Here is a 19,843-nt window from a genome sequence, read left to right as displayed (position 1 = left end):
ACTCCTCCGTCGAACAGGACCTATCCGGCGACCGGGGCGAGCGCCTCGGCGGCGTCCTGTGCGCCCAGGTGCGGGTAGGTCGGGTACTCGATACCGGAGATGTACTGCACGGTGCGCACCACCTGGCAGGAGTAGCCGAATTCGTTGTCGTACCAGAGATACAGGATCGCGGTGTCGCCGTCGACGATGGTGGCATTGGCGTCGACGATCGAGGCCGCGCGCGAACCGATGAAATCGCTGGAGACCACATCGGTGGCTGCGGTGTAGTCGAGATTGCGGCTCAACGGGCCCGACAGCGACATCTGCCGGAGGTAGTCCAGCACCTCGGCCTTGGTGACCTCACGCTTCAGCTGCAGATTCAGGATCGCGACCGAAACATCCGGCGTGGGAACGCGAATCGAGTTTCCGGTGATCTTGGCCTTGAAGTCCGGCATGGCCTTCGCGACCGCGGAGGCTGCGCCGGTTTCGGTGAGCACCAGGTTGAACGGCGCGGACCGGCCGCGGCGATCAGCCGGATGGTAGTTGTCCAGCAGGTTCTGATCATTGGTGAACGAGTGCACCGTCTCCACGTGACCGCGGGTGATGCCGTACTCGTCATCCATCGCCTTCAACGGCGGCACAATGGCATTGGTCGTGCACGAGGCGCAGGAGACGATCTGCTCGGACAGCTCGAGCGACAGGTGATTCACGCCGTGCACGATATTCGGCACATCACCCTTACCCGGCGCGGTGAGCAGCACCTTCGCGATACCGGGCCGCAGATGCTGCGAAAGCCCTTGGCGGTCACGCCATTTGCCGGTGTTGTCGATCAGAATGGCATTGTCGATCCCGAACTCGGTGTAGTCGATCGTCGTCGGATCATTGCTGTAGATGAACTTGATGACATTGCCATTGGCGATGATCGTGTCATTCTCGACATCGACCTTGATGGTGCCGTTGAACTGACCGTGCACCGAATCCCGGCGCAGCAGCGACGCCCGCTTGGTCAGATCGTCTTCACCGCCCTTGCGCACCACCACGGCCCGCAGATTCAGGCCATTGCCCGAACCGGTCTTCTCGATCAGCAACCGAGTGACCAGCCGGCCGATCCGGCCGAAACCGTAGAGCACCACATCGCGCGGCCCCTGCGGCTCGGCCTTGTTGTCGCCGGTGATATCGGCCAGCACGGCGGCGGTGAACTCGGGAATCGAAAGTCCGCGCGTATCAACGCGATACGCCATGACCAGGCGACCCAGATCAACCTTGGACGGCCCCAGATCCAGTTGCGTGAGCGCCTCGAGGAAGGGCAGCGTCTCCTCGATGGACAGCTCCTCGCCCTCGATCTGGCGGGCGAAGCGGTGCGTGCGCAGAATGCTGATCACCGATTTGTTCACCAGCGAGCGGCTGTGCAGGAGGATGGTGACCCCCTTCTCGCGGTACAGCCTTCCGATGATCGGAATCATCGCCTCCGCGGATGCCTCGTGGGCATTCCAGCGGTCAAGAGAGTCGGTAGTCAACACAAGTCCTCGGGGTCGCCTCGATCTGTACGTGAATCGATGCTAGTCAGCGCCGTATTTTCACAAACCGCCCCTACCCCTCTGTGAGCTGTGGAGCACACCCGCGGGAACAGTGGGTGATCGACCGCCCCCTCCGTGGCCGATCACCCATGCCCGACCCGACGAGCCGCAGCTGACATCCGGATACGAAAATGATACGAAAATATAACGTCTGGAGCAAGACAATATCCCGGTGACCCGGGCAAAGACAGGGTTCGTTATCGAGGTATTTTCGTACTACTATCTTCGGGTGGCGGTGACCGAATCGACCGATGACGCGTCCGCGAGGCGACTCGCCGACGTCGTGGTCGCACGCATGGGCGCGCTGCACCGATCCCGCCGGCAAGTGCATCTGCACGGCGGCCCGACCGAACCCACCATGCTCAAGATCGAGCGCGGAGAGGCCCGGGGGCTGACGCCCAAGACCCTGCGCAGAGTCAATGTCGGCCTGGACTGGACGGCCGGATCCGCCGAGAACGTCTACTTCACCGGAGGCAACCCCACCCCGCTCAAGGAGCGCACCGGAATCATCTCCGGGCCACCCGGGGTCTATGTGGATGCCGAGACCATTACCGAATTGATCACGGCCGCACGAGAAATCGGAGATCTCGCGGAGACCGAGACCCCCGCCATGCGGTCGGCCGCGGAACGCTTGGACGCCGCGATCCAACCGCTGTACGCGCGATATGTCACCCAGCTACTGGAAGCGAACCGACGCCGCGGAGGTGCGCTCGGACCGCTGGTGACGATTCTGGGACCGTATCTGGACCGGCCGATCGACCCGGCTCGCGACAATGAGGAGGAAGCCCTGTACCGGCGGTGGCTCGCGGGCATACGCGTCGACCTGGACGAATCGACCCGTCAACGCTTCGAAGCCCGATTCGGCGAGGCGGGCGTATGAGCCTGCCCTTGGCGCAGCGCGTCGACATTCTCTTCCGCGCCCTGCACAGTCCCGATGAGGGTGAGCCCACGCCCGAACTCATCGCGGCCGCACTGCGTGATCGTGGGGTCGAGACGACCGCCGCCGACCTGTCCGCGCTGCGCCGCGGCGCGGTCGACGCCGCCTCCGAGCGACTGCTCACCGCGCTGGCCGAGCACTTCAATCAGGCCCCGTGGTTCCTGACCGACTCCGGCCGGGCGCAGCGCGTGATCGACACCTATGTGCAGCTGGACCTGCTGCGCGCCCTGCGCGAGGCCGGGGTGCGGCGGGTGCGTCTGCGCGGACGCCCCGCGACCTCGGATCGGCAGGCGCTCACCGAGGCGTTGCGCGCCCGCCGACAGCCGCCTACCCGCGGCGAGTCACTCTCAGCCGCAACTGATCCGGCTTCAGAGTGATCGTCTCCTTGACCTTCAGCCGATAGTTCGGATCGGGTTCCAGATCGTAATTGCGCAGCATCGTCGCGAGTACGAGCACGATCTCGTGGTACGCGAACTGGCGGCCGATACAGGCGCGCATACCCACGCCGAAGGGCCGGTACAGCTCCGGATGCCGGGCCCGAACACGTTCGGGGAGAAAGCGATCGGGATCGAAGGCTTCGGGATCATCACCCCACAGCCGGTGCCGGTGCAGTTGCAGCAGGACGATGAAGACCCACTCACCCTTCTCGAACGGGTATTCGCCGCCGAGCATGGTGTCCGCGTTGGCTTTTCGGAAGTAACCAGGCGCGGTCGGCCACAGCCGCAATGATTCGTCGACAACGCGTCGCACATAGCGCAGCTTGGCGACCTCCTCGGACCGCAGCTCCTCGCCGGTCCAGACCTGGTCGATCTCCGCTCGGGCGCGGTCGGCGATCTCGGGATTCACCGAGAGGTAATGCAGCGCGAAAGCCATTACACCGGCGGATGTCTCGTGACCGGCGGCCAGGAACGTCAGGATCTGATGGCGGATATTCTGCGCGTCCAGGGGTTCGCCGGTCTCCGGATCTTCCGCGGTGAGCATGCGCTCCAGTAGATCCTCATGCCCGCCCGCACCCTCGCTCCGCCGCCGCGCGATGATCGCGTCGACCTCGCGGTTGACGAACTCGACATCGGCCAGATGCTGGGCGCGCTGCTCGCGAAACACGGTGCGCTCCAACACCGGATGCGAATACGCGGCACGATTGATGTAGGTCAGCGCGCGCAGCATCGCGGCCACGATGGGATGCTCATCGGTGCGGTCGAACGAGTCGAAGGAGTAGCCGAAACCCGTGCGCCCGATCACCTCCAGCGCCACCTTGTTGGTATCGCTGGGGATATCGATCCACTCCCCCGCGCGACCATCCCAATGCTCGATCAATTCCGCCGCGCACTCGCGCATGGTGGCGTGATAGCTCCGCATGGCGGGCGCGGTGAACGACGGAGCCAGAATCGCATGCGCCTTGGCCCAATTCGGTTCGCTGTTATGCGCGGTGAACAGGCCGTCGCGGGCCACCGTGCGCAGATCGCGAATCGGGATGCCAAGGAACTTGGCCCATTTGGCGTCGTCATTGATCTCGCGCAGCAGCTCCGGTGAGCTCACATAGGTCACCCGGGCGCCGAAGATATTGCGCTCGTAGATATCCCCGTACTTCTGCGCCCCGCGCATACCCCACTGACTCGAGTCGGTGACATGCAGATCCCAGACATCGCCGAGTACCGGAAGGCGATACGGCGGATGCGGCAGCACCCGATCCTTGGCTCTGATCCGGCCCGAATTCGGCGTGGTGATGGTCATCGTGCGGTGTCTCCATCCGATAGGGAGCTGGCGTATTGGGGACCGGGAGCGGCCCAGTGATCGGCTATCCGGCGCAGCGCACGCGTCTCATCGACGATATCGCGGCCGGGTGCGGAGACCTGCAGTCGCCGATACGGGCCGGGCTCGGCGCCGGATCGCTTGCGCTGCAAGGCATTCGCGATCTGCTCGGCCTCGGCCGCGGGGCCCGGCGCGGATACGGGCTCGGCGAAACGGCCCAGCACCAGCAGGCAATCGCGGATCTCGACGGTCGTACGATGCACGCGCCGGCGCGGGGGCAGGCGCGTCTCCGCGCGCGGGCGCGGAATCTCGGGACAGGCATCGACCAGGTCCGCCCACATCGGGTACAGCTGCCGCACGGCGCGCGAGGCCGGATCGATGCGCAGTCGGCGCGCCAACTCGGCCACCACCCCGCCCGCGGCGACGATCGCACCACCGGCCAGCAGGTAGATGTAGTTGTTTTCGTTTGCCCTGAAACGGAATTCGACGAAGGCGTGTCCGGTGCCGGTCGCGGCGCAGACCGAGCTGACCAAGATCGAGACCGCCTCCTCGAGCGCCCAGAGGCCGATCACGGTGATGGTCAGATAGGTGAGGCGGTGCAGCGGGCGCAGGTCACCGGCGCGCAGTTCGCGAATACTGGTGGAGGCCATCAGCGCGCCGGTGAATCCGCACCAGAGGGAGAAGAAGGCGAAGTAGAGCGGGGTTTGCCAGCCTGGTGTCCGGTCGATGTATTGGCCGAGAGATCTGGCGTGCGCACCGGCGATCAGCATGAGCACCGCCGAGACGTATCCGGCGGCCCAGACGTATCGGGTGTTGCGAACAGCGTCTTCGGACCAGCGTTCGGACCAGGACACCGCCAACAGGCACAGCGGCACGAAGGTCAGCACCATCACCACCGTCGACAACTGCCTGGTGAATCCGATATCGAGCACGCCCGACAGCGTGTCCTGCACCGCGCGCTCGCGCAGCAGCCCCGAGGCGGTCCCCAGCAGCAGACCGTAGGTGACCAGCCGCTCACTCGACCGCGCACTGCCGAACAACCACAGCAGTCGGAACAGCACGGCGATCATGCTGAACCCGAGCACCGTCCACGCGATGAGCGCCGGAGCGGACGAGGTCACTGATCACCCCAGAACGACCGCATCGGTCTGCTGGACCGCCACCGCGAGGTACTCGACAGCAGCAGATCCGCGAACAACTCCGCCTCATCCTCCTGATGATCGGCGAACTCCGACCGCCGCAGCACCCGCCGAATCGTCGCCGGATCCAAATCCGGCAGCAACTCCGCCAGCCCCGTCAACCCCTCGGCGCCCGCATCATGATCGAGCACCATATGCCCCGCCTCATGCGCGATGATCTGATCCACATGGAAATCGGTGGTCCCGGCCGCATAGGCGATCACATCGGCATCAGCGGTATCGAGCCACAACCCACACGGTGTCCCCCGCCCCACTCCCCAGGTGCCCGGCAAGCCGTCGACTTGCACCGCCATCAACCGGATGGGCCGTCCCCGCCACTCCCCCAGCGCTGCCAGGAACTTCAGCCGATCCCACGGCGACGGCACCAAATGCGCGATAGCGGCCTGCCCGCCGAACACCCGCTGCGTCGAATCATCCATCTCATCGGAGATCATAGGCGGCGGGCGGTGGCGGGGCAGATCGCCGCAGGAGCGCTCAGCCGGTCAAGGTGGCGAGCACGGCCTCGAGCGCCTTGCTCATATCGCCCGCCTCGATCCGCATCAGCGTTTCCTGGTCCAGGCCGCGCGGGTCCAGGGTCTCGTCCATGGCGAGACGGTATTCGCGCTCTTCCTCGGCGCTTTCTATGACATTGCGGATGAAGCGGCCGTTGCCCGCGATATCCACGCCGCGGCGGGGCAGACCACTCTGGTCGACGCGCTCGGCCTCGTAGAGTTCGGCGCAGGCCGTGCGCAGCAATTCGATCGCCTCGTCGGCGACCGTCGAATCACGTTTGCGCGCAATGAAACCGCCGATCTCGCAAAGTTCATCCGGCGTATAGGAGTCGAATTTCACGCGTTTGGCGAAGCGCGAGGCCAAACCGTCGTTGCTGGCCAGGAATCGGTCGATCTCACCGTCGTATCCGGCGATGATGACCACCAGGCGGTCGCGATCGTTCTCCATGCGCGCCAACAGGGTGTCGACCGCCTCGCGGCCGAAGGCGTCCCCACCGGACAGACCCGACTGGATGAGCGTGTACGCCTCATCGACGAAGAGCACACCGTCCATGGCCGAATCGATCAGCGCATTGGCTTTGATCGCGGTCGAACCCAGATGCTGGCCGACGAAATCGGAGCGCTTGGTCTCCACCACCTTATCGGTCTTGAGCAGCCCCAACCCGCAGTAGATCTTGGCCACCACCCGCGCGATGGTGGTCTTACCGGTCCCCGGCGGACCGGTGAAGGCCAGATGCTGACCGCGCGGCATGCTGTTGAGGCCCTTCTCCGCCCGGATCTTGGCCATGGTGGCCGAGGACTGCAACTTGGCGACCTGGACCTTGACCGCGCCCAGCCCGATCTGCGACTCCAACTCCTTGCGCGCCGCGGCCAGAATCACCTCGGCCTTGTGCTCCTGCTCTTCCTGCGCCGCATCCTCGAGAGACGGCGCCGACGCCGGATCCCAACGGTCCGTACGGGATTCGATCTGTTCGCGGGTGGTCACCACAATGCGAAACTTGGGATCGCGCATCGCCTGGGAATTGGCCTCGAAATCGGGCACCTGCGTGTAGACGGTCTCGAACAGCGCCCGCGCCTCATCCTCATTGCCCTGCTCACGCAGGGCCAGGCCGCGGCAGTACATCGCGGCGGTGCGGGCGGCCGGAATCGGCCCCCGCTCAGCCAATTCCAGCCGCCGCGTCGCCTCACCGAACAAACCCAGATGCGCACAGGCGGTGCCGACCATGACATGTGCGCCGGCGGCCATGTACTGGTCCTGCCACTCCGCCGAACCGGCCAGCACCGCCATCACATCCGGCCACAGTTGGGCGGTGAAGTACAGCACCCCCCACGCGTAGGCGCAGACCTTGTCATCGACGGCCCGGTCCGGGTCGTCGGGCGTCGCCCGGCGGCGTTCGGCCAGCTCCTGCAACAACCGGTGGGCCTCGTCGAACTCCCGGTCCTCGACCAGCCGCATGGCCTGCGCCAGCCAGATCTCGGTCAGACTCGCGATCGGATAGTCGATGTACTGGCCGATTTGAAACCGACCCGCCAGCTGACGTGGCGACAACCCCAGGCGGCGCTGCTCGCGCAGTAGCGACGTCCCCGAGGTTCGGTGCAACTGGCGCAACACGTCCTGGCTCAGATCCCCCGCGGCGGCGCGGCCCAGCCACGCGTCGCACATCTCCGGATCGAGCTCGGTGGCCCGGCGGAAGGCGGCCCGGGCGTACTCGAGATTCTTCGCGGCCTGCTGACCGTCGACCATCAAACCCAACGACAGCACGCCCGCGTCGAAGATCTGTTGCGCTTGCCGAATGGCTGACATGCCCGCGAACGTAATCCAAAACCCTTGCGGCGACACCTCGGAGACCGCCGCGACCACCGCACATTCATCGGCAGTTCACATGCGCACGGTGAAGTTCCGGGGATAACCGCATGTCGTCACCGGCGACCGGTTAAGACCGGGGAAACTCCGCCGCGGGGCCACGGCCGCGGGCCACCCACATTGCTACCTTCCCGGACGTCGGAACCAGCAATTCGGGAGTCCTGCGCGTGATCGAATCAACGGCCATCAAGCCGCAGCTGTGCCGAGTCTCGGTGATCGGCGGCAATACCCAGGTGGACGTGGTGCTGCCCACCACCATTCCGATCGCCAATTTCATCCCGGATGTGGTGCAGCTCATCGCATCCCGCAATCCGGACCTCTCCGAGCACGATGAGAACGGGCCGCTCACCGCCCAGCACTGGACGCTCTCGCGCCTGGGGCACAACGCGATCGATCCGGTACGCACCCTGACCGACGCCGAGGTCTTCGACGGTGAACTGCTCGTGCTGCGCGCGGTGGACTCGGTCGAAGCGCCCGCGCTCTTCGACGATGTCATCGACGCGGTCGCCCGTCTCACCGAAAGTTCCTTCCGCGGTTGGACATCCGAGTCGGCGGGCTGGGCCGGGATGGCCGGGGCCATCGCCGCCGCCGCCGGGGCCTGTCTGATGCTGCTGGTCGCCGCCGCGCACGGTTCGGGCATCCTGGCGGGCGCGGCCGGGCTCGGTGTCGGACTGCTGACCCTGGCCGGGGCCGCCCTGGTCGCGCGGATGTACTCCGCGACACTGCCCGCCACCGTGCTGGCACTGTGCGGTCTGCTGCTGATGGGCACCGGCGCGGCGGCACTGGTCCCCGGCGAGCCCGGAGCTCCGCACCTGCTGCTAGGCTGCGCGGCCACCGTCCTGCTGGCCGTTATCACCTTGCGGGTCATAGGAGTTCACCCTGCGGTCTGCTCCGCCGTCATCACCGTCGGAGTCTTCGGGACGGCCGCCGCCGGCGTCACCACGATATGGCAGGTCGACCCGTCCAAAGCGGCCGCGGGCATTATCGTGGCCACCCTGCTGGGCATCACCCTGGCGCCTCGAATCGCGGTGGCGGCAGCGCGATTACCGGTACCGCCGGTGCCCACCGCGGGCGGGGTGATCGATCCGCGCGACCATGAACCGCGCCCCACCATCGAAGGCATCGGGGCGATCGGCGCGACCTCGATTCCGTCGGCGGCGGGGTTGGGCGAACGATCCCGCCTGGCCAACGACTATCAGACCGGCATGATCATCGGCATTGTCGCCGTCACCGTGTGCGCGACCATTATGACCGTCCTGAATGCCACCGAACATCGCTGGCAGACAACGGCATTGGCCGCCGCGGTCGGGCTGGTGCTGGCGCGGCGCGGGCGCGCCTTCTCCGACCTGACCCAGGCCGCGGCCATGGTGCTGGGCGGCTGCGCCGCCCTGATCCCCGCCGCCGTACTGCTCGGCATCCGCCTGTCCGACGCCACCCTGCCCGCGGCCGGAGCGCTACTGGTGATCGCGGCGCTGGCCATGCTGATCGGCGTGGCCGGACCCAACCTGGAGATATCGCCGGTGGTACAGCGGGCCGGTGAGATCGTGGAATACCTCACCATCTGCGCCATCGGCCCGCTCATCTTCTGGATCCTGGACATCTACGCACTGGCCCGCAATGGGTGAACGCCGCCGTACCGCCGTTCGGCGCGCCGTCAACGGATTCGCCACCACCGCTCTGACAGTGACGGTGGCGCTGGCTCCGGTCGGAACCGCGCAGGCCGTCACGCCCCCCGGCGTCGACCCGGGCGCACTGGTCACCGACGCCCCGGTCGCGCCGCCCGAACCCGCGCAGCAACGGCTGCTCTGCTCGCGCCCGATCTGGACCGGTCCGGCCCCGACCGCCGTCTCCGCCGCGCAGAAGGCGCTCGGTCTCGACCGCGCGTGGGAATTCACCAGGGGCGCGGGACAAACCGTCGCGGTGATCGACACCGGCGTCAACCGGCATCCGCGACTCACCGTCGAACCGGGCGGAGATTACGTCTCCGACTCCGACGGCACCAGCGACTGCGACGGGCACGGCACCCTGGTCGCCGGAATCATCGCGGGCCATCCGGCCCCCGACGGCGGCGACAGCTTCTCCGGCGTCGCGCCCGAGGCGACCGTCCTGTCGATCCGCCAGACCAGCCTCGCCTTCCAGGCCAAGAACAGCTACCGCTCGGATCAGCCCGGCGGTATGTCGGCCGGCGGCTTCGGCACCGTTGCCACCCTGGCCTACGCCGTGGTGCACGCGGTCGATATGCACGCCTCGGTCATCAATATCTCCGAGGTGTCGTGTCAGCCCGCCACCGCGAATCCGGTGGACGGCGCGCTCGGCGCCGCACTCGAATACGCCTACGACCACAATGTCGTGGTCGTGGCGGCCGCCGGGAACCTGGAATCTCAAGGGGCGTGCAAGGATCAGAACGGGACCGCGGGCTGGAACTCCGTCCGGACGATCGCGACACCCGCCTGGTTCTCCCCCTATGTGCTGTCGGTCGCCTCGGTCGAGGCCGACGGATCTCCCTCACCGTTCACCCTCTACGGCCCCTGGGTCGGGGTCGCGGCGCCGGGCAGCAACCTCATATCCCTCGACAGCGCGCCCGACGGCACCGGGCTGGTCAACGGCACCCCGCAGGCCAATGGTCAAGTGGCGCCGGTCAATGGGACCAGCTTCGCCAGCGCCTATGTCGCGGGACTGGCCGCACTGGTCCGCGCCCGCTACCCGGAACTCTCCGCCGCCCAGGTCATCGCCCGCATCGTGGGCACCGCACACAATGCGGGCGGACACGACATCCGCATCGGCGCGGGCATGATCGACCCGGTCGCCGCCCTGGCCGCGGCGCTGCCGCCGCCGGGCCGCGACACCACCGCGGGTAAACAGATCGCGGCTCCGCTGGTTCCCGCACCGCGGAGCCCGTGGCCGCGCCGTATCGGCACGGGCGGGGCGGCGATCTGCCTGACGCTGCTCGGCCTGGTGCTGACCTTCTCGATTCCCTTCCGGCGCAGACAGCGCACCCCACTCGTCCTACCGGGCGACGACTAGCAATCCGTCCGGCACGCACCCACCGAGGAACAGCCATGAGTACGCAGGGTTTCATCCGGCTGGCCCGGATCGCGCCACCCCGGTCGCCGGGCGGCGAGGTGGTCCTCAACGCACCACCCGAGATCACCGCGCCGGTGCCCGCCCCACTGTGGCAGCGACTCCTGCCGCTGGTCATGGTCGTCGCCATGGTCGGGATGATGGGGCTGATGTTCACCATGAGCGGCAAATCGATGCTCACCAATCCGCTCACCATGATGTATCCGATGATGATGCTGATGTCGATGGTCGGCATGTTCGCGGGCCGCAGCGGAGGCGGTGGCAAGAAGGCCGCCGAACTCAACGAGGAACGCAAGGACTACTTCCGTTACCTCGAACAGTTGCGCCGCGACGTCCGCGGCACCGGCACCGCCCAGCGCGACGCGCTCGCCTGGAGCCATCCGCACCCGGTGGACCTGCACGCCCTCATCGGTACCCGGCGCATGTGGGAACGCCGCCCCGGCGACCCCGACTTCGGACACGTCCGCATCGGCATCGGCAGCCACCGCATCGCCACCAAACTCGCCCGGCCCGAGACCGGTCCGCTGGAGGACCTCGAACCCGTTGCGACGGTGGCGCTGCGGCGCTTCGTCCGCACCCACTCGGTGGTGCACGGACTGCCGACCGCCATCTCGCTGCGCGCCTTCCCCGCGGTCAATATCGAGGGCCCGCGCGAACACAGCCGGGCCCTGGTGCGGTCGATGGTGATGGAGCTGGCCACCTTCCACGGCCCGGACAACCTGATCTTCGCCATCGTCACCGCCGAACCCGAGAACGAAGCCTGGCGATGGACCAAATGGCTTCCGCACCTGCAACATCCACGCGATACCGATGGCATCGGCGCGGCCCGAATGCTGTATGAATCCCTCTCCGAATTGGAGAACGCGCTCTCGGAGGAACTACTCGAACGCGGCCGGTTCCTGCGCAATGCCCCACCGACCCCCGGGCGGCTGCACGTGGTGGTGGTGATCGACGACGGCTATGTCAGCGGCTCCGAACGCATAATCAGCGATGCCGGACTGGATTCGGTGACCGTACTGGACCTGACCGCCCCGCAGACCGGACTGGCGGTCCGCCGCGGCCTGCAACTGGTGGTCGAGGAGAAGGTGATCGGCGCGCGCACCGGCGGCTCGGTGGAGAATTTCGCCGGACCGGACCGATTGAGCCCGGAGGTGGCGGCGACCTTCGCGCGCGGCATGTCGCGCTACCGGATCGCCACCACCGCTCAGATCGTGAACCTCGGCGAGGAGGTCAGCGGCGACCCCGGGTTGATGGCCCTGCTGAAGATCCCGGACGCGGCCACCATCGATCCGGACGCGGTGTGGCGCAGTCGCTCCGCCCGGGAACGGCTGCGGGTGCCGATCGGCATCACCCCGGACGGCACCCCCGTCGAGATCGATATCAAGGAATCCGCCGAGAACGGCATGGGACCGCACGGCCTGTGCATCGGCGCGACAGGTTCGGGCAAATCGGAGTTCCTGCGTACCCTCGTGCTGTCCATGGTGACCACGCATTCACCGGATCTGCTGAACCTGGTCCTGGTCGACTTCAAAGGTGGCGCGACCTTTCTCGGATTGGACCCGCTGCCACACGTCTCCGCGGTCATCACCAACCTCGAGGAAGAACTCTCGATGGTGGACCGCATGCGTGACGCCCTCGCCGGTGAACTCACCCGGCGACAGGAATTGTTGCGCGCCGCCGGAAACTTCGCCAATGTCACCGAGTACGAGAAGGCCCGCACCAATGGCGCGGCGCTCGACCCGCTGCCCGCGCTTTTCATCATTGTCGACGAATTCTCCGAATTGCTCTCGCAGAAACCGGATTTCGCGGAACTCTTCGTCATGATCGGCCGATTGGGCCGCTCGCTGCGGGTACATCTGCTGCTGGCATCGCAGCGATTGGAGGAGAACCGGCTGCGGGGGCTGGACTCGCACCTGTCCTACCGCATCGGCCTGCGCACCTTCTCCGCCGGCGAATCCCGGCAGGTGCTGGGCATCACCGACGCCTATCATCTGCCGGGGCAGCCGGGCGCCGGTTACCTCAAGAGCGATGCGTCGGACCCGTTGCGATTCAACGCGACCTACGTCTCGGGGCCCTATGTGCCGCCGGTGGCCAGGACCGCCGCCGGTGCTCAGACCACCGCGGCGGCCGGTTCGGTGGACTTCTTCACCGCCTCGGCCGTAGCCGCCCGCGCGGTGCCGCGCACACCACGGGAGGTGACGCTGCCCGATCTGGACGAACTGCTGGGCGCCACACCGCCCGCCGGACCCGAACGCTCACTGCTACAGGTCGTGGTCGAGCAGTTGACCGGTCACGGCCGACCGGCCCACGAGGTCTGGTTGCCGCCACTGGACATCTCACCGTCGGTGGATATGCTGTTGCCAGAACAGGATTGGCGATCCGAAGGCAACCGCACCGGCAACCTGTGGCTGCCGATCGGCATTATCGACAAACCCTACGAGCAGCGGCGCGACGTCCTCACCATCGATTTGGCGGGCGGGCAGGGCAATGTCGCCGTCGTCGGCGGACCGCAATCCGGCAAGTCCACCACCCTGCGCACCATCATCATGGCCGCCGCCACCACCCACACCCCCGAACAGGTGCAGTTCTATTGCCTGGACTTCGGTGGCGGCACCCTCTCGACCCTCAATGGCCTGCCGCACGTCGGTTCGACCGCCGGACGCCTCGAAGGCGACCGCGCGCGGCGCACCGTCGCCGAACTGAGCATGCTGTTGCGCCAGCGCGAGGCCCGCTTCCTCGAACTCGGTATCGAGAATATGCGCGACTTCCGCAGGCTCAAGGCCGGTCTCGCGGAACTGCCCGACGCCGAGCGCGCCGCGCATCCGCTCGCCGCGGATCTGTTCGGCGACGTCTTCCTGGTCATCGACGGCTGGGCGGCGTTCCGGGAGGAGTTCGAACTCGTCGAGCCCCAGGTGCATGTGCTGGCCGCGCGCGGGCTCTCCTACGGTATCCACCTGATGCTCGGCGCCAACCGCTGGGCCGAGATCAAACCCGCGGTCAAGGATCAGATCGGCACACGGCTCGAACTGCGCCTGGGCGATCCTTCCGACTCGGAGATGGATCGCCGTGCGGCGGTGGGGGTTCCGATCAACCGGCCGGGCCGCGGTATGACCCCGGACAAACTGCATATGCTCATCGCCCTCCCCCGCCTCGACACCGCCGTGGACCCGCATACCCTCGCCGACGGCGTCATCGCGGCCAAGGAGGCGATGACCGAGCTGTACGGTGACCGGCGCGCACCCGCGGTCCGCATGCTGCCCCTGGAACTGCCCCGCGAACAGGTACTGGAAACCGCACGCGCGCAGAGCATGCGACTGGACAATAGGCGAATCCTGCTCGGACTCAGCGAATCCGAACTACAGCCGATGGTCTTCGACTTCGAGGAGCAGCCGCACCTGCTGGTATTCGCCGACGTCGGCTGCGGCAAGACCACGCTGCTGCGCAATATCGCGCAGGGCATCGTGGAGAACTCGCACCCGAACGACGCCCGCATCATCCTGGTCGACTACCGGCGCACCATGCTCGGCGCGATCGAGGGACCGCATCTGGCCGGATACTCGACCTCCGCGCAGACCTCGGTACCGACGCTGAAAGAGGTGGCGGGCTTCGTATCCCAGCGCATACCGGGGTCCGATATCACCCCGGCGCAATTGCGTGAGCGCAGCTGGTGGACCGGACCTGAGGTGTACGTGATCGTCGACGACTACGACATGGTGGCCTCGAACAATCCGCTACTGCCGCTGGTGGATCTGCTGCCGCAGGCCCGTGATGTCGGGCTGCACGTGATCATCGCCCGGCGCGCGGGTGGCGCGTCGCGAGCCCTCTACGACAATGTGCTCGGCCCGTTGAAGGACATGTCGGTGGGGGCGATCTTGATGAGCACACCCAAGGATGAGGGCATCCTGCTCAATGATGTGCGGCCCGCCCAGTATCCACCGGGACGCGGGATGCTCGTCTCGCGTACGCACGGGCGCGAACTCATCCAGATCGCACAGCTGCCACCGCTATGAGGTTCGAGACCACCGCGCGGCGTCGAACCCGCGCGGGCCCTGCCCGCACTGTTTTCCGCACGGGCAGGGGGAGTGTCAGCGACCGGAGATGAGGTTGGCCGTCTTGGCGATGCGCGGTAGAGGCCGTACATCAGCTGTACGCCGATCCAGCGCAGCGGCTCTGGCTCCCAGCGGCGCACCCGCCATTCCTACGACATCGGTGCCGCGCACGGTGGCACCGAAACCGTTCGGGGCCACGCCGGTTCAGGCGAACGCGGTGCTGGACGACTGCTCGGAGCCGTGTAGATCGCCCGCCGCCCGGTGCATGCCGTGGGCGAACTCCGCCAGAGTCCGCGCCAGATCGAAGCCCCCCTGTAACAGGCCGACACTCGCGCGTACGTAACCGTTTTCCCCGGTGCCGAACTTCTTGCCATAGGAATCCGCGCCCCAGGGCGGAGTGGCCGCGGGGACGGAGCTGACGTCAGCTCCCGTCGCAGTTGTATTGGGCTGCACCGAGATCGGGTCACCCAGTGCCGCGAGCGTGTGATAGAGCGTGGTCACGGCCCGGCTGACGGCGTCGTGCACGTCATCCATCGCCACGGCGGCGGCGTGCAGTTCGGCGGTCGAATCGATGACAATGCGCTGCGCCACAGTGGTTTCCCCTCATCACCAGCGGAAGAACCCACTCTCGCAACACCATTGGTCCGGCACCAGGATTGCGCGCGGCCTGCACCGAAACAGTTGTTTAACGCGGGGTTCCGCGCGGCGGCCGGCCCGGGTGGTGATGGTGGTGGTGGTGACGGTGGTGATGCCCGGGCGGCGGGAGCACCGGGGGCAGTACCGGGCCGATCGGCCCGGGTGACCCGGGCGGCAGCGGATCGATCGGCGACAGCGGCGGTTCACCCCACCGCTCCGGATCCGGCGCGGTGGGCGCGGCGTATGGATCGATCTCCGGATTCCGGTGCTTGTCGACCTTGGCGCGGGTCTTGCCGCGCAGGTCGGTGCCCTTGCTCTGATACATCTCCGTCCCCGGACCGCCTGTGCCATACTCCTTTCCGATCGATTCGCTACGCAGCAGCGCCTTCTCCCACCACGTGTTCGCGGTGAAGTTCTTGGGCCCCGCACGGCCCTCCACATCAGCCGCGTGGTTGATCGCCTCGCGGCTGACCCGCACCATTCGGAGGTCGTCGGCGCGACTCTGGGCACCGTCGGCATCGCGCTGGCTCCGGTCGGCGCGCGATTGCAGATCGTCGGCTCGCGCCTGGGTGTGGGCGGCCAGCTCGCGAGCGGCCGCCAATTCCCGCACGGCGCCGCTATGCGCCTCGTCCGCACCGGTTACCCGTTGTTCGGCCACCCGGACCCGATTCGGGTCCGGGTCGGCGGCCTCCCGCTCCGCGGTCAACCGCGTCTGCGCCTCGTCCAGCCGCTGTCGCGTCCGCGCCACCGCCGGCTCCGCCGTCCGGGCCGCGCGCTCGGCCGCGGTGGCGCGATCCTGCTGCACCGTGGCCCGCCCCTGGGCGACATCGGCCGCGGCCTGCGCTTCGGTGGCCACCCGCTGTGCCGAATCCGACCGGGCCGCGAAGGCTTCCGCACGCCCGGACATGCGCGAGGCCCAGGGCGGCTGCCGGTCGGCGGAGGCCGTTCCCGCTGGTTCGCCGAGCGCGCGAGCGCGTGGCTGATTCTCCACCGGGGGCGTCGGGGTCGCTCGTAATCGGGGCTGCCCCTCGCGCAGCTCGCGGTGGAAATCACGCAGCTGCCGGTGGTAATCGCGCAGATTGGCGGCGTCCTGCCGATCGAGCTCGCGCGACCTGCGCTGCTGCTCCTCGAACCCGACCGCGGGGCCGGGCTCCGGCCGGGCCACCGGTTCCGGCCGGGACAGCCCGGGCCTGGCCCGCGGAGCGCCCGCCGCCTCGGCCCGACTCGCCGGGGTGTACACATTCCCCTCGGCATCCACCTGGAAGTGCCGGAGAAAACCGGTACTCGACGGACCACGCGGCACTCGGTTCAACTGGAACAGGCCACGGGCACCGCCCGCCACTCCGCCGCGAAACGCGCCACCCGCCATCGAGGCGGCGAAACCCGTACCGCTGAACGCACCCTGCCAATCCCCGCTGTTCATCGCGGTGGCCAGCGCGCCGCCGAGCGTGCTCACCTCACCGCCGATCGCGCCGATCGCCATCCCGCGGAACACACCGGCCGCCGCACCACTCAGCCGATTGGTGGCCCGTCCGATCGACGCGTCGAAAGCGATTCCGCCCCAATGCCCGGCGGCCCGGCCCACCATGCCGCCGAGAAAGGACGAACCGAACGACAGCGCCACCTCATTGCCGTCGAAGTGCCGCCGACTCCCCCCTGCCAGCTGCCCGCCCTGCACGGCCACGTCCAGAATCACCGACTGCGTACTCGACACCACACCCTTCACCGCATAGGTGGACAGGTTCTTGACCACCAGCTTCAGCCAAGCCTTCCGACCTACCTCACCCGAAGCCTTCAAGATCGTCTGCACGATCTTCTCGACCGTCGCGTCCTCCAAAGCCCGCAGGCTGGAACGGGTTCCGCTCACCGCCGCCGCCTCCAGCGCGGGCGCGGTCGGCGGAAACATCCACGCCCACGTGATCTCCACCGCCAGCAGAGCGTAGGAGATGATCATCATCAACTTCTGTTCCTGCACGGTGGTGCCGAAATCGAAAGCGGCATTGCCGATCTCGTCGAAGTCACGCGCCAGGACGGCGAGTGAACCGTCACCCTCCAGCAGGCCGCCGAAGAGCTCGGCGATGGTCGCGGCGCCGTCACCGGCGTGATACGCCCCGGTCGCCTGCCGCCGCACCGCCGCCAGCGGATCCACCTGGGCCGAAATCGATTTCGCCGCCACGTTCCAGGCATCGCCGATCGCGAACAGCAGATCCTCATCGCCCTCCGGCGGGTCGACCCCGACCAGCCAGCCCAGCCACCTCAGGTCGTGCGGGATCTCGATCACGACCGACGCGACCCGCTACCGGCCACGGAGACCACTCAAATCCATGAAGTCCGGTTCCTCGCCGACCGATTCCCGCTCGGCGGATTCCGCGGGCGACGGCGGCCGCAGTCCCGACAGCCGGATATCGTTCTCCTCCAACCACCTTCGGCTCACCCACACGGTGGAGCGCTGCCCCGGAAGGGCGACCTCGAACTCATCGCCGACAGCGGGTCCGGTGAGCGCCGGTGGCGGGGTGTCCAGCGTCAGCTCGATATCGTTCTCCCGCAACCAGTCCCGGCTCACCCACCTCGGCGAACTCCCGCCCGGCCGAGAGACCTCGAACTCATCGCCGGTAGCGGAGGCCGATCGTTGCCGTCCCGTCCAGACCAACGGCGAACCTCCCGCCACCGACTCGTGCCGTTCGGCGGCGCATCGCGCGTTATGCGCCACCGCCTGCTGCTGCGCGGCGAGAATCAGGTGCGGCCAGGCGAAATGAGCGTCGTTCAGCACATTGTGCCAGCCACCACGGCGGCTCACCCGCCACCAGCGCGGCCGGCCGTCCACGACCAGGCGGACATCGACGGTATCGGTCTCGATACTCTCCGGGCTCTCGCGAACCATTGCCCGGACCGCACCCGGGTCACGGCCGACCAGCTCTCGAAGCTGTTCGACGGCACGCGGGTCCGACGCCGCCCGCATCTCCGAGAAAATCCGCAGATCCGCGGCGCTCGGGCCACCGGCCCCCCACAACCGACCCGCGAGCCGCCGCTGCGGCTGCTCGGGCGAGACCGATTCCGCCAACACCTGATCATCGGCGGCCACCGCGTGCGCGGTCAGGAACAGTGGTCCCGGCGGCATGGATTCCGAGTCGTAGCGCGGCGGCCCCTCGGCCAGCAATCGGTCGCCACCGGCGAGTTCGTGCAGTGTCAGCGGATGGATTTCACGCAACCCGAGGACGCGTTCCTGCAACCATTCCCCGTCCTGCCAGACCAGCGCGTCCGCGGCGGGATCGGTTCGGACCAGGAACATCTCGCGTCCGTCGACCATTCGCGTATGTCCGGTCCACTCCACCTCCGGGAATTGCCCGTGGAGCATTGCCGCCGCGCCCTCGTCCGCGGCGAACCTGTCCGCGAGCTCGTTCGCCATGAGAACCAGGTAGGGCCAGATCGGAGTATCGGCGGGCGACCTGACAGGCACGATGAACGAACGACCCACCCGCACCCACCGCGGCCGATCGCCCACTATCAAACGGATGTCGACCGTTCCGGTCTCCACATTCTCGGGAGTCTCCCGAAACATATCGCGGACCGCGGCGGGATGATCCGCGACGAGGTCGCGCAGCTGAGCGATCGCCGCCGACAATGCCGGCGTGTTCAGGTCATCCAGCACGTTCACATCGCCCACGTCCGGACCGCCCACAGCCCACAACGGGCCGAAAAGCGGTGGCATTCGACGCAACCCGTATTGCGCGGCGGCACCCTCGTCCACCCACACCGAACCCTGCGACGTATGCAGCAGGACCCGCCCGCGGGTCCCGCGCGCCGGATCGATACGAACCGGTTCACCCTCGAACACCGTCACCTCCCGGGCGACTCCCGACATATCCCACCCCCGCGTCACCCAGGAACGCAGGTATCCCTGGTGCTGCTCCGAGAAGTGGAAGCCGTTGTTGCGCAGATCGCTCTCCCATACCCAGCCGGCCGCGCCCAGCCCGTTCGGGTCCTCCCCCGTCACGAACAACCGGGTTCCGTCCACGGTGGTGACCCGGCTCGAGGGATGGTTCCCGAACCGCACCGTCGTACCCGTGAACTCGGTCACCGTTTCTGCTCCGGTCACCCAATCTTCCTGGGTGATCAGCAGATACGGGTCCGGGAGCCGCAGATACGAAGGCAACTGGACCGTTACCACTCGCCCATCGGTCGCCGTATCCGGCAGCATCAGATACGGAGGCCGGGGCGGGCCGTGCCGCTCCGCATCCGCCGGTACCCGGGGCGGAGCCAGGCGAATCGGACCGGGCG

The 19,843-nt window shown here is 67.5% G+C and carries 13 protein-coding genes (1 of these 13 only partly in view); 5 read left to right on the top strand and 8 right to left on the bottom strand.

What is annotated here, in order from left to right:
* Positions 1–20: 20 nt before the first annotated feature.
* Positions 21–1,496, bottom strand: a complete 1,476-nt coding sequence (locus tag OHB26_RS21645; protein ID WP_330179094.1) for a glyceraldehyde-3-phosphate dehydrogenase — start codon at positions 1,494–1,496, stop codon at positions 21–23.
* Positions 1,497–1,785: 289 nt separating this feature from the next.
* On the opposite strand from OHB26_RS21645, the gene OHB26_RS21640 reads away from it, so the two are divergent.
* Together OHB26_RS21640 and OHB26_RS21635 are read left to right on the top strand one after the other, a co-directional pair.
* Positions 1,786–2,436 (top strand): hypothetical protein, encoded by a 651-nt coding sequence (locus OHB26_RS21640; protein WP_330179093.1) that lies wholly within the window; start codon positions 1,786–1,788, stop codon positions 2,434–2,436.
* Entirely contained in the window at positions 2,433–2,870 is a 438-nt protein-coding gene (locus OHB26_RS21635; protein WP_330179092.1) for a hypothetical protein, read from the top strand. The genes OHB26_RS21640 and OHB26_RS21635 overlap by 4 nt, the downstream gene beginning before the upstream one ends.
* On the opposite strand, the gene OHB26_RS21630 is transcribed toward OHB26_RS21635, so the two are convergent.
* The 4 genes from OHB26_RS21630 to eccA are packed head-to-tail and all read right to left on the bottom strand — an operon-like array spanning position 2,821 to position 7,739.
* Positions 2,821–4,227: a cytochrome P450 gene (locus OHB26_RS21630; RefSeq protein WP_330179091.1), complete on the bottom strand. Its 1,407-nt coding sequence runs from the start codon at positions 4,225–4,227 to the stop codon at positions 2,821–2,823. The genes OHB26_RS21635 and OHB26_RS21630 overlap by 50 nt on opposite strands.
* Positions 4,224–5,366 (bottom strand): MAB_1171c family putative transporter, encoded by a 1,143-nt coding sequence (locus tag OHB26_RS21625; RefSeq protein ID WP_330179090.1) that lies wholly within the window; start codon positions 5,364–5,366, stop codon positions 4,224–4,226. The genes OHB26_RS21630 and OHB26_RS21625 overlap by 4 nt, the downstream gene beginning before the upstream one ends.
* Positions 5,363–5,863, bottom strand: coding sequence for a hypothetical protein (locus OHB26_RS21620; protein WP_330179089.1), 501 nt, complete (start codon positions 5,861–5,863; stop codon positions 5,363–5,365). Before OHB26_RS21620 ends, OHB26_RS21625 begins: the two co-directional genes overlap by 4 nt.
* 55 nt (positions 5,864–5,918) lie before the next feature.
* Entirely contained in the window at positions 5,919–7,739 is a 1,821-nt protein-coding gene (gene eccA / locus OHB26_RS21615; protein ID WP_330179088.1) for a type VII secretion AAA-ATPase EccA, read from the bottom strand.
* Between the two features lie 227 nt (positions 7,740–7,966).
* Between eccA and eccD the strand changes: the two genes are divergently transcribed.
* From eccD to eccCa, 3 genes are read left to right on the top strand one after another with little or no spacing between them, the layout of a single operon-like run.
* Positions 7,967–9,424, top strand: a complete 1,458-nt coding sequence (gene eccD / locus OHB26_RS21610) for a type VII secretion integral membrane protein EccD (protein ID WP_330179087.1) — start codon at positions 7,967–7,969, stop codon at positions 9,422–9,424.
* On the top strand, positions 9,417–10,823 hold the full coding sequence (gene mycP, locus OHB26_RS21605) for a type VII secretion-associated serine protease mycosin (protein WP_330179086.1): 1,407 nt from the start codon (positions 9,417–9,419) through the stop codon (positions 10,821–10,823). The genes eccD and mycP overlap by 8 nt, the downstream gene beginning before the upstream one ends.
* Before the next feature lie 35 nt (positions 10,824–10,858).
* Positions 10,859–14,890 carry a type VII secretion protein EccCa gene (eccCa, locus tag OHB26_RS21600; RefSeq protein WP_330179085.1) on the top strand — a complete coding sequence of 1,344 codons (4,032 nt, stop codon included), beginning with the start codon at positions 10,859–10,861 and terminating at the stop codon, positions 14,888–14,890.
* Between the two features lie 243 nt (positions 14,891–15,133).
* Here eccCa and OHB26_RS21595 read toward each other — a convergent pair whose 3' ends face one another.
* The 3 genes from OHB26_RS21595 to OHB26_RS21585 form a co-directional block, all read right to left on the bottom strand.
* Positions 15,134–15,520: a hypothetical protein gene (locus OHB26_RS21595; protein ID WP_330179084.1), complete on the bottom strand. Its 387-nt coding sequence runs from the start codon at positions 15,518–15,520 to the stop codon at positions 15,134–15,136.
* Positions 15,521–15,614: 94 nt separating this feature from the next.
* Positions 15,615–17,846: a WXG100-like domain-containing protein gene (locus OHB26_RS21590; protein WP_330179083.1), complete on the bottom strand. Its 2,232-nt coding sequence runs from the start codon at positions 17,844–17,846 to the stop codon at positions 15,615–15,617.
* A gap of 15 nt (positions 17,847–17,861) precedes the next feature.
* A protein-coding gene (locus OHB26_RS21585; RefSeq protein WP_330179082.1) for a C2 family cysteine protease crosses the window boundary here: on the bottom strand, positions 17,862–19,843 show its end. 25,009 nt of this gene lie beyond the right edge of the window; only the last 1,982 of its 26,991 coding nucleotides appear in the window; its start codon lies off the right edge, out of view; its stop codon occupies positions 17,862–17,864.

Source organism: Nocardia sp. NBC_01503 (genome assembly GCF_036327755.1).
Lineage (GTDB): Bacteria > Actinomycetota > Actinomycetes > Mycobacteriales > Mycobacteriaceae > Nocardia.
The sequence above is the reverse complement of the archived record's forward strand: the minus strand, read 5'-3'. Positions and strand labels throughout refer to the sequence as shown.